Source organism: Desulfovirgula thermocuniculi DSM 16036 (genome assembly GCF_000429345.1).
GTDB classification, from domain to species: domain Bacteria; phylum Bacillota; class Desulfotomaculia; order Desulfotomaculales; family Desulfovirgulaceae; genus Desulfovirgula; species Desulfovirgula thermocuniculi.
In genome coordinates this window covers 1-14,525 of record NZ_AUBR01000064.1, presented here as the reverse complement: position 1 = coordinate 14,525, position 14,525 = coordinate 1, and the positions used below count along the sequence as shown (strand labels likewise).

The 14,525-nt window shown below is 61.4% G+C and carries 14 protein-coding genes and 1 pseudogene; 5 read left to right on the top strand and 10 right to left on the bottom strand.

Annotated elements, in window-relative coordinates; all coding sequences use genetic code 11:
- Positions 1 to 321: 321 nt before the first annotated feature.
- Together G454_RS19115 and G454_RS22605 are read left to right on the top strand one after the other, a co-directional pair.
- A pseudogene (locus G454_RS19115) lies at positions 322 to 1,311 on the top strand (IS110 family RNA-guided transposase); the annotation flags it as partial.
- Positions 1,312 to 1,435: 124 nt separating this feature from the next.
- Positions 1,436 to 1,729 (top strand): CC/Se motif family (seleno)protein, encoded by a 294-nt coding sequence (locus G454_RS22605; protein ID WP_281168473.1) that lies wholly within the window; start codon positions 1,436 to 1,438, stop codon positions 1,727 to 1,729.
- Between the two features lie 297 nt (positions 1,730 to 2,026).
- On the opposite strand, the gene acs is transcribed toward G454_RS22605, so the two are convergent.
- Complete coding sequence (acs, locus tag G454_RS0112765; RefSeq protein WP_211230093.1) at positions 2,027 to 3,982, bottom strand: acetate--CoA ligase; 1,956 nt, start codon at positions 3,980 to 3,982, stop codon at positions 2,027 to 2,029.
- 371 nt (positions 3,983 to 4,353) lie between these two features.
- Entirely contained in the window at positions 4,354 to 5,331 is a 978-nt protein-coding gene (locus tag G454_RS0112760) for a GTPase (protein ID WP_027718929.1), read from the bottom strand.
- Positions 5,332 to 5,451: 120 nt separating this feature from the next.
- On the opposite strand from G454_RS0112760, the gene G454_RS0112755 reads away from it, so the two are divergent.
- Positions 5,452 to 6,105 (top strand): IS607 family transposase, encoded by a 654-nt coding sequence (locus tag G454_RS0112755; RefSeq protein WP_027718928.1) that lies wholly within the window; start codon positions 5,452 to 5,454, stop codon positions 6,103 to 6,105.
- A complete protein-coding gene (locus G454_RS0112750) occupies positions 6,071 to 7,669 on the top strand; it encodes an RNA-guided endonuclease InsQ/TnpB family protein (RefSeq protein WP_027718927.1) in 1,599 nt (532 codons plus the stop codon). Before G454_RS0112755 ends, G454_RS0112750 begins: the two co-directional genes overlap by 35 nt.
- Here G454_RS0112750 and G454_RS19110 read toward each other — a convergent pair.
- Genes G454_RS19110 through G454_RS0112720 form a run of 6 tightly spaced genes read right to left on the bottom strand, consistent with a single transcriptional unit; the run spans position 7,638 to position 11,484 of the window.
- Positions 7,638 to 8,498 carry a DUF2889 domain-containing protein gene (locus tag G454_RS19110; protein WP_156896785.1) on the bottom strand — a complete coding sequence of 287 codons (861 nt, stop codon included), beginning with the start codon at positions 8,496 to 8,498 and terminating at the stop codon, positions 7,638 to 7,640. The two genes, G454_RS0112750 and G454_RS19110, sit on opposite strands and share 32 nt — an antisense overlap.
- A gap of 10 nt (positions 8,499 to 8,508) precedes the next feature.
- On the bottom strand, positions 8,509 to 8,685 hold the full coding sequence (locus G454_RS21825; RefSeq protein ID WP_169719364.1) for a CDGSH iron-sulfur domain-containing protein: 177 nt from the start codon (positions 8,683 to 8,685) through the stop codon (positions 8,509 to 8,511).
- 2 nt (positions 8,686 to 8,687) lie between these two features.
- Positions 8,688 to 9,518 carry a thiamine pyrophosphate-dependent enzyme gene (locus tag G454_RS0112735; protein WP_156896784.1) on the bottom strand — a complete coding sequence of 277 codons (831 nt, stop codon included), beginning with the start codon at positions 9,516 to 9,518 and terminating at the stop codon, positions 8,688 to 8,690.
- A 4-nt stretch (positions 9,519 to 9,522) separates the two neighbouring features.
- Positions 9,523 to 10,659, bottom strand: coding sequence for a transketolase C-terminal domain-containing protein (locus tag G454_RS0112730; RefSeq protein ID WP_027718925.1), 1,137 nt, complete (start codon positions 10,657 to 10,659; stop codon positions 9,523 to 9,525).
- Positions 10,652 to 10,924: a 4Fe-4S binding protein gene (locus G454_RS19105; RefSeq protein WP_051276394.1), complete on the bottom strand. Its 273-nt coding sequence runs from the start codon at positions 10,922 to 10,924 to the stop codon at positions 10,652 to 10,654. Before G454_RS19105 ends, G454_RS0112730 begins: the two co-directional genes overlap by 8 nt.
- Positions 10,921 to 11,484, bottom strand: coding sequence for a 2-oxoacid:acceptor oxidoreductase family protein (locus tag G454_RS0112720; RefSeq protein ID WP_027718924.1), 564 nt, complete (start codon positions 11,482 to 11,484; stop codon positions 10,921 to 10,923). The genes G454_RS19105 and G454_RS0112720 overlap by 4 nt, the downstream gene beginning before the upstream one ends.
- A gap of 148 nt (positions 11,485 to 11,632) precedes the next feature.
- Here G454_RS0112720 and G454_RS0112715 point away from each other — a divergent pair, with 148 nt between their 5' ends.
- Positions 11,633 to 12,457, top strand: a complete 825-nt coding sequence (locus G454_RS0112715; RefSeq protein ID WP_245574405.1) for a DUF72 domain-containing protein — start codon at positions 11,633 to 11,635, stop codon at positions 12,455 to 12,457.
- 6 nt (positions 12,458 to 12,463) lie between these two features.
- Here the strand turns inward: G454_RS0112715 and G454_RS19100 are convergent, their stop codons facing one another.
- Positions 12,464 to 13,921 carry a sigma-54 interaction domain-containing protein gene (locus G454_RS19100; protein ID WP_051276392.1) on the bottom strand — a complete coding sequence of 486 codons (1,458 nt, stop codon included), beginning with the start codon at positions 13,919 to 13,921 and terminating at the stop codon, positions 12,464 to 12,466.
- Positions 13,922 to 14,163: 242 nt separating this feature from the next.
- A partial coding sequence (locus G454_RS0112705; RefSeq protein WP_027718922.1) for an electron transfer flavoprotein subunit alpha/FixB family protein occupies positions 14,164 to 14,525 on the bottom strand: 362 nt, incomplete at its 5' end.

Here is a 14,525-nt window from a genome sequence, read left to right as displayed (position 1 = left end):
GGCACGGGTTACGACGCGCCCGCTACTGGGGGCTGGTAAAGACTAGGCTTCAGGCCATTTTCACTGCCCTGGCGGTAAACTTCAAGCGATGGGTGTACCTGGCAATTGCTGCCAAGCGGGCAGTCAAAACCGCGGCAGCCTAGGAATAAGGAGTTTCTCTGCCTTTTTCAAGGACTTGGTTACTTTATATTGGTACTAAAGGTGGCGATTTGCTGTGGTAAGCTCTTCCATAAAAGCCTGATTGCCATATATTGTTAATTATACTTGGTTAAAGTGTTATAACTTGCTGTTTTCCCTCAGTTTTGCGACGGTCTCTTATACACTTTCTTGACGGCAGCTGACTGCACGGTAAAGGTCATTAACCCCATCCAATCCGATAGCTTGCGCAACCTTTATATCCGCGTGACTAAGAACGACCGCAAAGACTCATTCCTGGTTGCCGAGGTATTGCGCTTCGGACGCTTTACGGAAACCAAAATTCCCGATGAACCTCTGGTTCAGTTGCGCGAACTCTCCCGCCTGCGGGTTGAGTTCACGCAAACCATAGGCGATATTAAACGCCGTATCCTGGGTATCCTCGACCGCATCTTCCCCGAGTTCCCGGGTTGCTTTGGTAATACATTCGGGCAGGCGGCTATCCAGGTTCTCAAGACTTATTCTGACCCGGAACAGCTAGCCAATGCCGACCTGAGCGAGCTTGCCGAACTGCTGAAGAAATACAGCAACGGGCGCCTCTCTCTAGATAAAGCCCGACAACTTAAGGAGCGAGCCGCCAATTCCTTCGGCATTCGCTACGGCCTCGATGCCTTCACTCTGGAGCTACGGCTCCTCCTGGAGCAACTAGAGTTCATTATGGGCCAGGTTAAGCAATTGGACGAAGCCATTACCAACCTAATGCAGGAGCACCAATTGATTCTTTCTGTGCCGGGCGTTGGTCCGGTTCTCGGGGCTGCTATCCTTGGCGAAATCGGTGACATCAGCCGGTTTGGGAACGCTAAAAAGCTCCGGGCATACGCCGGGTTGGATGCCACCGTCTATCAAAGCGGAACCTTTGAGGGCTCGCGTACCCGACTTTCCAAGCGAGGTTCGCCCTACCTGCGGCGGGCGTTGTGGATTGCTGCCGGCACAGCCCGCCTGCATGACCCGGTACTGAAGTCTTACTACGAGAGATTAATCGCCAGAGGAAAGCACCCCAAACAGGCTCAGGCCGCTGTGGCCTCCAAGCTTTGCAGCATCATCTTTGCCGTGTTATCAAAGAACCAGCCCTATGACCCTGACTACCTGAATAAAAACCTAAAAGATACCCCTTGACATCTGTTAGTAGGTCTAAAGGAGGCGGGTCTTCCCGCGGCGGTTTTATAAAGGGTATTGACACGGCAGGCGGGCGGCCTTACACTAAAGATACCGTAGGGGGTATGAAAGGAGGAAGAGTACGGTGATCCAGGCACACGTTTCCGACGAAGCCAGGGACTACATCCTGGAAAAAGCCGACGCCATTACCGTGGTGCTGGAGCCCTGCGGCGGCTGAGGGAACGTCATTTACGAGCCTGCCGTGTATGCAGGCCCACCCGAAAACCCTGAGGACTACCACCAGGTAGATTCCAACGGCTTAAAGATCTTCGTGAGCAAAAACGCCCAGATCGACTCCCGGGAAGGGATCAGGATTACCCTTAGCGGCAAGGGCATCTGGCGCCGCCTGAACGTGCAGGGCATCCGCGGCTACTGGTAAAAAAGCCTCCGGGATGGCATTTCCCGGAGGCTTCCCTTTCCTAAGAGGTCCACCTGGGGCAGGCGGGACAAGGAAGGGACCGGTCCTGCCGGCGGCGTCCTCCACCGCCTCGCTGATGGCCATCCACAGGCCGCCCGGCGAAGCGGGCTCTTTCTCCGCCCGGCGGCAGTCCTGGTGCTGGGGCAGAGGCAGCTGGGGCATGTCGGCCTGGATGTTGTACCAGTGGGCCGCCACAGCTCCCGCACAAAAGCCCTTGCCTTCCTGCGGGGAACCGCGGCGGCCTTTCGCTTCAATACCTCACGCCTCCTGGGACTCGTACTGCTGCTTGATCTGGGAGACCACCGAAGGGTCGGCCAGGGTGGTGGTGTCCCCCAGGACGCGGCCTTCGGCTATGTCCCGCAGGAGGCGGCGCATGATCTTGCCGCTGCGCGTCTTGGGCAGCTCGGCGGTAAAGAAGATGTCGTCCGGGCGAGCGATGGCCCCGATCTTTTTGGCCACGTGGGCCTTCAGCTCCTCCGCGAGCTGCGGCGTGCCCGCAATGCCCTCCTTCAAGGTCACAAAGGCGCTGATGGCCTGCCCCTTTATCTCGTGGGCCTTGCCGATGACCGCCGCCTCCGCCACCGCCGGGTGGTCCACCAGGGCGCTCTCAATTTCCATGGTGCCCAGGCGGTGGCCGCTGACGTTAATCACGTCGTCGACCCTCCCCACGATCCAGAAATAGCCGTCCTCGTCCCACCGCGCGCCGTCCCCGGTGAAGTACATGCCGTCAAACTTGCTCCAGTATTGCTGCACGTAGCGGTCCGGGTCGCCGTAGATGGTGCGCAGCATGGCCGGCCACGGGGACTTGATGACCAGGTACCCGCCGCTGCCCAGGGGGACCTCCTCGCCGGAGCTGTTCACCACCGCCGCCTCCACGCCGGGGAAGGGCACGGTGGCCGAGCCGGGCTTTAAGGTGGTTACCCCGGGCAGCGGGGAAATCAAGATCATGCCCGTCTCCGTCTGCCACCAGGTGTCCACAATGGGGCAGCGCTCGCCGCCGATGTACTTGTAATACCACATCCAGGCCTCGGGGTTGATGGGCTCGCCCACCGTCCCCAGGAGGCGCAGGGAGCTGAGGTCGCGCCTGGCCGGCCACTGCGTGCCCCACTTCATGAAGGCGCGGATGGCCGTGGGCGCCGTGTAGAGGATGGTCACGCCGTACTTCTCCACAATGGCCCAGAAGCGGTCCCGCTCCGGCCAATCGGGGCTGCCCTCGTACATTACCGTGGTGCACCCGTTGGCCAGGGGCCCGTAAACGATGTAGGAGTGGCCGGTGACCCAGCCGATGTCGGCGGTGCACCAGTAAATGTCGTCGTCTTTAATGTCGAAAATGAGGCGGTGGGTGGTGCTGACGCCCACCAGGTAGCCGCCGGAGGTGTGCACCACGCCCTTGGGCTTGCCGGTGGTGCCGCTGGTGTAGAGGATGAAGAGCATGTCCTCGGCGTCCATTTCCTCGGGGGGACAGCCGATGGGCGCCTTGGCCATCAGCTCGTGCCACCAGTAGTCGCGCCCGGCGGTCATGTTCACGTCCTGGCCGGTGCGCCTGACCACCACGACCTTTTCCACGCTGGGGCACTGGGCCAGGGCCTCGTCGCAGTTCTTCTTCAGCGGCACGATGTTGCCCCGCCGCCAACCCCCGTCGGCGGTGATGACCAGTTTGGCCTGGCAGTCGTTGATGCGGTCGCGCAGGGCCTCGGCGCTGAAGCCGCCGAAGACCACGCTGTGGGGAGCGCCGATGCGCGCGCAGGCGAGCATGGCAATGGGCAGCTCGGGGATCATGGGCAGGTAAATGGTCACCCGGTCTCCCCGCTTTATGCCCAGCTCTTTAAGCATGTTGGCGCACTTGGTGACTTCCCGGTAAAGATCCTGGTAGGTGAGCACCCGGTCGTCCCCGGGCTCCCCTTCCCAGATGATGGCCGCCTTGGTGCGGCGCCAGGTGCTCAGGTGGCGGTCAATGCAGTTGTAGGAGACGTTTAGCTTGCCTCCCACGAACCACTGGTAAAAGGGCGCCTTGCTGTCGTCCAGAACCTTATCCCACCTGCGGAACCAGTGGATGTTCTCGGCCTGCCTGGCCCAGAAGGCCTCCCTGTCCGCCCTGGCCTCTTCGTAAAGCGACCTGTCCTTCACGAGGGCCTTTTCCACAAAGTGGGGCGGCGGCGGGAACGCGCGCTCTTCCTTTAGCAGGCTCTCCAGAACTTTTGCCTCCATGGCCATAGCTCCTCTCCCTCCTTGCGTTACTCTTGTTAACACAGTTTAGCGGTAACCTGTGCGAATGTTAAGATTTTTCAGGCTAAATGTTGTTCTGACCAGTTAAACTATAGACATGGCGCCGCGAACGGTGGCGGAAAATGCCGCTCCCGCTGGCGGGCCAATTGCGCCAGGTCGCCCGCCCTTTTTACCCGCTGGCCCGCCAAACGCCGCCCGCGAGGGGCGCCACGCGCCCGACCAAGGCGGCTCCCGGAACCGGCGCGAGCAAAAAAACAAAGCGCCTATCCGCATGCACGCCGTCCTGGAAACCCGAGGATCTCTAGCGCGCCGATAAACAAAAAAAGCGGCGTGTGTGCCGCCGCTCGCTTGCCTAAAGCTCATACCAGCAGCTCGACGATGTCCTTGTCCTGCAAGATATACTCCTTGGGCACGCTCTGGCCGGGGAAGCGGGCCGAGCCCCAGATGCGCGCCCCTCGTAGCGTCTTTAAAAAGTCCTTGTGGATGTGGGCGGCGAGGTCCAAAACGCTTGAGCCGCGCGGCAAAACGAAAGGGCGGGTCAGGTCCGGGTCCCTGCCCGGGGGCTTGGTGAAGATGCGGATGACCTCCAGGGCCGCAAAGAGCCTGCGCTTGAGCTCCTCCAGGTTTGTGCCCGCGGTGGCGGAAACCGGCAGTATTTCCATGCCTGGGGGCAGGAGTTCCTGCAAGAGCCCGGTGTTTTCCCTTCCCTCGGGCAAATCCGCCTTGCTGGCCACCACCACCAGGCGGTGGGGCGGCACGGCCCTGACGCCGGGCGGTATCTCGCTGCGGACGATCTTGCGCTCGCCGAGCAGCCGCAGGGAATTTTCCAGCTGGTCCAGGCAGTCCCCGGCACTGGCATCGATGACCAGCAGGAGGGCGTCGGCGTTGCGCATCAGGCCGGCCAGCCCGGGCGGGAAGCCTTCGGCGGTAAAGGGCGGGGTATCGACCAGCTGCACGGAGACTTCCTCGTAGGGCATCATGCCGCTGAAGGGCACGGTGGTGGTAAAGGGGTAGTCCGCCACCTTCACCTTGGCCCGAGTGAGGGCGCCCACCAGGGCCGACTTGCCGCTGTTGGGGTAGCCTACCACGACCACCTGCCCGGCTCCCTGCTTTTCCACGTGGAAGGGGTCGTAACGGCTGGTGGCCGTTTTCTTCTGCCTTTCCTCGCGCAGGCGGGCCAGGCGCCTCTTGATGTCCGCCTGCAGCTTCTCCGTGCCCTTGTGCTTGGGGATCACGGCCAGCATTTCTTCCAGGGCCGCGATCTTTTCCTCAATGGTGGTAGCGTTGCGGAAAGCCTCTTCGGCGGCGTGGTACTGGGGGGTAAGATTGGCAGGCATTGGCCGCTCGCCTCCTTGCCAGCCGTCAGCCTCTCAGCCCCTTGCGCTCCACGACTCACACAGCTGCAGGGTTGCTAACAGTTAACTAATTTGCTATACTATCCTTGGTGATTACACAAAATGCCGAGGTACCACAAACAACGCTTGTATCGCACCGCTGAAGCTGCAGTTCTGCTAGGCATTCACAAAGACACCTTACGTCGGTGGGAGAAGGAAGGAAAAATCCGGGCCGTCTGGATGGGGCGGGAGCGCCGCTTCCCCGAGGAAGAGATCCGGCGCCTCTTGGGCGAGTCTAACCCGGACGTCGCAGTGCTTTACGCCCGCGTATCGGGTCATGACCAGAAAGCGGACCTCCAGCGGCAGGTGGGGGTATTGAAAGAAGCATACGGCTCTAAATTTTCCGATGTGGTGGTGCTGACCGACGTTGGTTCCGGCCTCTCCACCGACCGCAGGGGCCTGCGGAAAGCCATGCAGATGGCCAGGGAGAGAAAAATACGCGCCGTTGCAGTCACCTATCCCGACCGGCTGACGCGGTTTGGCTTCGAGTACCTGGAGGAATACTTCAACAGCTTCGGCGTCGAAGTGCTCGTGCTCAACCGTGAAGAAGACCGCAGTCCCCAACAGGAATTAGTGGAGGATCTTCTCACCATAGTCACTTCTTTTGCAGGCAAACTCTACGGACACAGGTCGCACAAGGTAAAAAAGCTAAAGGAGGAAGTAAAGGAGGCGCTAAAACGCCTTGATACTGACGACGAGCGTAAGGCTGCCGAGTGATTTTATTGGGCCGGTAAAGAACCTGACTGCGCTGGGAGTGAAGCTGCAGGAGCAGGCCTTGGAGAATTATTGGTCTTATGAGGGACTGGGAAGGGTGGCCGCTCACTCCGGGCAGATCTGGAAGCTCCTTGACACGGAGCTTTCTCGTCCGCGGGGAGTATACGTTCCCAGTCGCCCCTGGCGGTGCATTCTGGAATCCGCAGGCCGCATCCTGCGTTCCCAGGCCGAGCGGAAGCGCATATTCGAGCACCTGCTTCCGCTCTTTACCGACGGAGCAAAGAGCGCGGCGAAAAAGCTCTACGAGGAATTCAAAGCTGAAGGAAACCCGGAAAAGTTTGGTTACCTTCTGAATGTGGCCGAACAGTTGGGGGAGTTCTATGCTGAGCACGAAAGACCGCCGCGGGATTTCTTTGAGTTCCAAAGGAAGCCCGAACCGAAGCGGTTCACGTATACCCTGGCTCCGGACGACGGGTCGGAGAACGGGCAGGCGGCTCGCTGGCGCCTGGAAGGGGACCAGCTGGTAGGCGAAATAAAGTTGCCGATTGTCCCGGAGCCGCGGTCGAAGAAGGACTGGCGGTGGCTGCCGTTTTCGGTAAAGCTACCGGCCGAGCTTCTGGAGAAGCTGGCCGCGGGCGGGGTTCTTTGTGCTCCGGACCTGCGGCTCAAGGTCAAGCCGGACGGGGAGCTTGTTGCCCTGCTGGACGTGAAGGTGGAGGTGCCGGAGGAGGAGCCTTCGGGTAATTCCGGGTGTGCCCTGGCCTGCGACTGGGGCCTGCGGAAGCTGGTTACCTGCACGGTGGTTTCCCGGGAAGGCCAACTCACGCCGCCGTTCTTCGTGTTCTGGTCCGGGCTCAAAGCTAAGCTCTTTCGCATTCGGGAGCACATCGGGAAACTTCAGGGGCTGCGGGATCGGTACGAGAAGGGAAGCGCCGCCTGGAAGGAGCTGAACCGGAAGATCGCGGCGGCCTGGCAGAAGTACCACCGCATACAGCACGCCCTGGCGCACGCGGTGAGCACGCTTCTGGTCCTGCTGGCCAAAATCTTCAGGTGCCGCCACATATACGTTGAGTGGCTGGTCGGCTTGCGCGGTAAAAAGGGCCGCGGCAAAGACCTCAACTGGTGGGTGACCACCGTGGTGCGTGGCCTCCTTTTCCGGCTATTGAAATACAAGGCGAGGCTGGCGGGCATCCGGGTGTTTGCGGTGCCTCCGGGAGGCACGAGCCGGATCTGCCCGCGGTGCCTGGACGCTGGGAAGCACGTGGTCTCCCCGGGGGACAAGACCGAAAGAGATTCCGGCTCCTGGTTTGTCTGCCCTTCGTGCGGCTGGCAGGCGGACCGGGACTATGCGGGAAGCTTGAATATCGCCCGGGTCGGTTTTAGCCTTACGAGGCCGCTGTCCTACAAGGTCGGCGGCGCGGCGTTACCGTTCCCGTCGCGGGCAGCTTCTGCGGAAGTTTTCCGGGAAGCGATGGCCTTTACCACAACTCTCGGTTATGTATGTAGCGTCTACCTTGCTAACGTTGGTTGCTTAGCTAAACTATTGGATATGCAGAGTTGTACCTAGAAAAATCTAGTGTGGGAGGAACGGTTTGCAGCAAGTTATAGGCCAGGTCAATGAGGTGCACGCAGCCGTTCTGCCCCCCTAAGAGCGCGGCCACCTCCTTTTTGCCCCGCAGGGCGGTGAGTTGCCTAGACACCAAGCCGGAGGCCAGCTCCATGCCCTCGCGGCACACCTCGTCCGGGCCGCGCAGCATGCGGGCGGAGGCGGAAACCACGCTGCCGCCGGGCCAGGCCACCTCCAGGACCAGGTTCAGCTCGTGGAAGGAATCGCCGAAAGCGCCGGTCAAGAGCAGCCGGGAGGAACCGCCTCCGGCACCGTAAACGGAGAGGGCGTAGTGACGGGCGTAAAGGAGGCCAAACCTCTCCTGCTCGGCCACGTGCTCCATCCACCGCCTCCTCACCCGCTCCAGGTTGCTGTAGTAGCGGCAGGAGTTCCGGTACATTTGCTCCCAGTATTCGTCATACGCTTTGGCCGAGGCAAAGCCCCGCTCCGGCAGCAGGAAGGTTTCCGCCTGGATGACGCCGCGGATGCTCTCCGCAATGAGCAGGCGCTCCAGCTCGCTCTCCCAGCGCACCCGGTGCAGCTCCTTGCTTGCCTCGAAGTAGGCGGTGACGCCCGCCAGCTCGGGAATTTCCCTTGCCCGGCAGCGCTCCCTGCCCTCCGGGCTCCGGCAGGTTTCGGAGGTGGCCTTTAAAATGGCAAAGGTGCGGGGCTCCACCGTCAAGCGCACGGACATCTCCCGCGCCGTGTCCAGGTAGTGGGTCTCCGCCTCCAGAACCCCGGAAAGCCTTTTCACCACACACGTCCACTGGCGGTTAAAAATTGCCTCCACGGGGCACACCTCACTCCTTCCCGCGGTGGCTCCCGTCGCAGAAGGGCTGGTTGGCGCTGGCGCCGCAGCGGCAAAGGGCAAAGCGACCGCCGCGGTCGAGGAGCTCCCCGCCTTCCCCGTAACCCACGTGGGCACAGCGCTCGAGGTACCAGTACACTACGATGGGCTCGTTGCGGTACTCCTTCAAGCTTATCCCTCCCCGCCGCTTTCCTGCAAGAGGTGGGCAAAGCGCTTCTGCAACGCCCAGTACTCGCGCACGGGCCTGGGGTTTGACACCTCTTTCACGCGCCACGCTCCCTCCTCGTATTCGGCCAGGGCCCACTGCCCCGCCTGCACGGCCAGGCGCGCCAGGTGCACGGTCAGGTCGCTCCGGTAACCCCACCCCGGGGGGCAGGGGGTGAGCACCTGGATGTAGGCCGGGCCCCCGGCCTTCACGGCCTTCTCCAGCTTCCGGATGTAATCGGCGGGGTAGCCGATGCTCGCCGAAGCGGCGTAGGGTATGTTGTGGGCGGCCACAATGCGCAGCATGTCCTTTTTGGGGCGGTCTTCCCCCTTTGCTCCCCTGCCCACGGGGGTGGTGGCGGTGCTGGCTCCTAAAGGGGTGGAGCCGCTTCGCTGGCCTCCGGTGTTCATGTACGCCTCGTTGTCGTAGCAGAGGAAGATGAAGCGGTCGCCCCTCTCCAGCGCGCCGGATAAGGCCTGCAGGCCGATGTCCACCGTGCCGCCGTCCCCGGCAATGCCCAGAACGCGGACGTTTTCCCGGCCCTTACGCCGCAGGCCCGCCACCAGCCCGCTCACCGCCGCCGCCGTGGCGGGAAAGGGGACGTTCACGCAGGGAACTTTAAAGGCCAGCTGGGGGTAAAAGGTGGTGACGCCCAAGAGGCAGCTGGGCGTGGTCACCACCACCGTCTCCGGGCCCAGGACTTTAAGCGCCAGCCGCACGGCCAGGATGGCCCCGCAGCCGGCACAGGCAAAAGAGCCACAAACGAACTCCTCCTCCCGCAACTCCTCGATGCGCAAAACCTCACCTTCTCCCTGGGGAAAAACTTAAAGCGTGCTGGAAGATCTCCTCGATGTCGGCCTGGGAGATGTCCTGGCCGCCCAGGCCGCGGATGAAGCCCAGGACCTGCGGCTGGCGCGCCAGGCCGTAAAGGGCTGCCTTGACCTCCGTGCAAACCGCCCCCTCCAGGCCAAAGGAGCAGTTGCGGTCCAGGACGGCCACCACCTCCGCTCCGCCGAGGATTTCCCTTATCTCTTGGGCCGGGAAGGGGCGCAGGGCCCGCAGGCGCAGGAGTCCCACCGCGTGCCCCTGCTGCCGCAGGCGGTCCACAACCTCGCGCGCCGTGCTGGTCACGGAGCCCAGGGTAACCAGTACGGCCTTTGCCCCTTCGCAACGGTATGGTTCGGCCAGCCCCCCGTAGCGCCGCCCGAAAAGGGCCCCGAACTCTTCGTCCACCGCCTTAATTACCTCCCGGGCCTTTTCCATGGCCAGCTGCTGCGACCGCTTGTAAGAAGGGTAAAGATCCGGGCCCATGCCGGGGGCAAAAACGGCGGGCCGCTCCGGATCGACGTAATAAGCCGGCCTGTACGGGGGGAGGAAGCTGTCCACCTCTTCCTGCCGGGGAATCTCCACGACCTCCTCGGTGTGGGAGAGCACGAAGCCGTCTAGGCACACCATGACCGGCGTTAAAACCTCGCCGTGCTCGGCAATCCTGTACGCCTGCAGGGCGGTGTCCAGGGCCTCCTGGGCCGTTTCCACGTAAAGCTGTATCCAGCCGGTGTCGCGGCAGGAAACGCTGTCCTGGTGGTCGGTCCAGATGGTCCACGGGGCCGCCAGCCCCCGGTTGACCACCGCCATGACCACCGGCACCCTGCTGCCGCTGGCGTAGTGGAGCATCTCGTACATGTAGGCCAGCCCCTGCGAGGAGGTGGCCGTAAAAACCCTCGCCCCCGCCACGGCGGCGCCGTAGCAGGCGGCCAGGGCGGAATGCTCTGACTCCACCCGTATGTACTCCGCGTCCAGCTCGCCCCTGGCTATCTGGCCGGCTATTTCCTCCACAATGGCCGTCTGCGGCGTGATGGGGTAGGCAGCCACCACCTCCACCCTGGCCAGGCGCACCGCCAGAGCCACCGCCTCGTTGGCGTTGCGGTAGTCACGCAAGTTTACCGCCCCCCTCGCCCATGAAGGAAGCCTCCTCCACCATGCGCAGGGCCCGGCGCGGGCACTCCCGGGCGCAAATGCCGCAGCCCTTGCAGTAGTCGAGATCGATGCTCACGGAGCCGTTCTCCCGCCTGATGCTGCCCTCGGGGCAAAAGAGCCAGCAGACGAGGCACCCGTTGCACTTTTCGGCCTCGAGCACCGGGCGCAGCATGCGCCAGGCACCCGTGCGCGAGGAAAGGTGAGGCGTAGGCAAAACCGGTATCATGCCCTTCTCCCCTTTTCACGAAGCTCCTGCCCTAGGAGGTAAGCCTTTTCCGCTGCCAGCCAGTTTTTTTCCGCCAGCCGGGCGGGGAAAAGGTCAAATATCGCCCCCTTCACCGCCTCCCCGCTCACCCAGCCCGTAATTCCCGCCAGCACCCCCACCATGGCCGTGTTTACCAGGGGCTGGCCCAGAACCTCCCGGGCGAGGGCCGTCACGTCCACCCGATAAAAGGTCACGCCCTGGAGAGGGAGGGAATGCGGCTCGAAGGGGGCGTTAAGGAGGAAGATGCCCCCGTGCCGCAGGCCCTGCCAAGTATCCCCGCCCTCCAGGAGGGTTACGTCAAAGACCACCACGCAGTCCGGCGTGTAGATCTGGCTGCGGTCCCTTATGGGGCGGTCGCCAAGGCGGGTGAACGCCTTCACGGGCGCTCCGCGGCGCTCCGTCCCGAAGGAGGGAAACGACAGGGCGTAGCGCCCCTCGTAAACGGCTGCCGCGCGCCCCAAGAGGCGCGCCGCCGCCACCACCCCCTGGCCTCCCCTGCCGTGCCACCTTATTTGCAACATAACCAGCCCTTCTCCTTTAAGCAAATGGTTAATAACATCAACAAAAATAACAAATTTAACGCCGTACGGTCAAGTTTTCCTTGCCTCCCCGGCCCCTAAATAAAAATTCCGCCCGGGCAGAAAGGAACCCTTCCCGGAGGCGGCAAAATTGTCTTACCGGGAGATTTTTGAGGAGGGGCTTGCCATGGCCGCCCGTATTTTCATCGGCACTTCCGGCTACAGCTACAGCGACTGGCTGGGCTACTTTTATCCGCCAAAGCTGCCCAGGAGCAAAATGCTGGAATACTACGCCCAGGAGTTTCCCTTCACGGAAATAAACTCCACCTTTTACGCCCTGCCCTCACCCAAAATGTCCGAGGCCCTAGCCCGCAAAACGCCGCCCGGCTTCGTCTTTACCGTAAAGGCGCACAAGTCCCTCACGCACGAAAGGCCGGGGAACGTGGTGGAATTTGCCCGGCGCTTCCTTTTTGCCCTGCAGCCCCTGGCCGTCGCGGGGAAGCTGGGGGCGGTCCTCCTGCAGTTCCCCTACTCCTTCCACCACACCCCCGAGAACAGGCGCTACCTGGCCGGGCTCAGCCGCCTCCTCCTTCCTGTGCCGGCGGTGGTGGAGTTCAGGCACCACACCTGGACGGGAAGGGCCGCCTGGGACTTCCTGCGCGAGCTGGGCCTCGGGTACACCTGCGTGGACGAGCCCGCCTTAAGGGGCCTGCCCGGGCCGGCGGTGGCCTGCACCGCCCCCGTCGCCTACGTGCGCTTCCACGGGCGCAACGCCGCCAAGTGGTGGCACCACGAGCAGGCCTACGAGCGCTACGACTACCTCTACACGGATGAAGAGCTGCGGGAGTGGGTGCCGGGCATAAGGAGCCTGGCGGGCAAAGCGGAGAGGGTTTTCGTAGCCTTCAACAACCACTACCGGGGTCAGGCCGTCATCAACGCCAGAATGCTCCGGGAAATGCTGGAAGCGCTTTCCTAATAGTTCCTACCCGTATCCCCTTAGCTTCCGGTAAAGCATCGTGCGGTGGATGCCCAGGCGACGGGCCGCTTCGCCAATGCGCCCGTTGCATTCCCTCAACACCTGGCTTATATACCTTCTTTCCATTTCCTTGAGAAAGTCCCGCAGGGTTCCCTGGGGCCAGGAGGGCTCGTACACTCCGCCCGCAGAACCCCCCGCCTTCTCTCTTTCTTCCGGGACCCTCCTCTCCAGCATGCCCTCGTCCAGGTGCAGCTCTTCTTCCCGGGAGGTAATCACCAGCCTCTCTATGACATTACGCAGTTCACGGGCGTTGCCCGGCCAGTCGTAGCTGAGCAAGAGTTTCTCCAGCTGGGGGCTCATCCTCTTCTTTAACCCGTACTTTTTGTTTAGCTCCTGCAGAAACCTCCTGGCCAGGGGCAAGATATCTTCCGGCCTCTCCCGCAAGGGGGGCAGGTGGATGGGGAGGACGTTTAAGCGGTAGTAAAGGTCGCCCCGGAAAGCCTTCTCCTCCACCATTTTCTTTAGGTCCCTGTTGGTAGCGGCAATGACGCGGACGTTTATCTTGGTAAAGGTGGTACCCCCCAGGCGTTGCACCTCGCCCGTGTCCAGCACCCGCAACAACTTTGACTGCATGGCCAGGGGTAGCTCCCCGATCTCGTCCAAAAAAAGCGTTCCCTTGTCGGCGATCTCGAATAAACCCGGCTTGCCGTGGGCGTTGGCCCCGGTAAACGCCCCCTTGGTGTAGCCAAAAAATTCTGACTCTAGCAAGTCCCTGGGAATGGCCGCGCAGTTAACCGGAATGAAAGGTTCGCTTGCCCGCGGGCTGTTCTTGTGGATATACCTGGCAATAACCTCCTTGCCCGTCCCCGACTCGCCGGTAATTAACACGGTGCTGTCCGTCTTGGCAATTATGTTGCAAATATCTATAATCTGGCGCATCTGCGGGCTTTCGGCCACCGGGGCGTCGCGGTCGAAATCTGCCTCGCTCAAGAAGTCGACCGCCGCCTTGTAGCGGTGGACCCTGGCCCTCTCCTTTTCCAGCTCCAGGAGGTACTTTTCAATGATGTTTGCTTCCCGTCCGTTGGTGATGACGATTTTCACCCTGCCGCTTTCGTCCAAAATCGGTATGCTGGTCACCAGCAGGGTAATGCCGGTGCGCGTTTTTACTATCCCTGTGGCAATCGACCTCGTTTCCAGGGACTCAAGCACCATCGATCTATCGTAGACGCCTTCTTTTACCAGGTCCCTCACGTTTTTGTTCATCAGTTGGTCGGCACTTAAACCCAGCGACTTTTCCGCTGCCGGGTTGACAAATATAACCTTCCCATTTCCGTCGGTGACGAGTATGGTATCGTAGGAGTAATTCATGATGGTCCTCAACAGTTCGGCATTGGAAAAGAGCCAGGCGTGTTCCCTTCTCTCGGCAAAAGCGTTTTTAGTGTAAACCTGGTACTTTGCCGTCATACTTTTACCACCCCACCCTTTTACAAAGCCCCTTGTACTTCCGAACCCTCTTTATTTCTCGCAGGACGCATAACCCGCCTGCAGCAAAAGCACGATATTGCCAAAAGGGGTGGTTTTTATAATAAATCCGGCGCGAGGAGGGAAAAACCACCCTTTAAAATCAGCACACAGGCTTGTACAAGCCAGAGGTTCTTTCAGAATATTTTATCACAGGTTCTTTTTAGCTAAAACAACGGTAAGTTTTACCTACCCAGCAGCTTTTTAAATTCCGCAGTAAGTAAGGGCACGATTTCAAAGAGGTCCCCCACGATGCCGTAGTCGGCCACCTTAAAGATGTTGGCCTCGGGGTCCTTGTTGATGGCCACGATGACCTTGGACGAGCTCATGCCCGCCAGGTGCTGGATGGCCCCCGAAATGCCGCAGGCAATGTACAGCTGCGGGGACACCGTCTTGCCCGTCTGCCCCACCTGCATGCTGTGCGGGGCGTATCCCGCGTCCACCGCCGCCCGCGAGGCCCCCACGGCGGCGCCCAAGACGTCGGCCAGCTCCTCCAAGATCTTGAAGTTCTCCGCCGCCTTCATGCCCCGCCCGCCGGAAACGATGA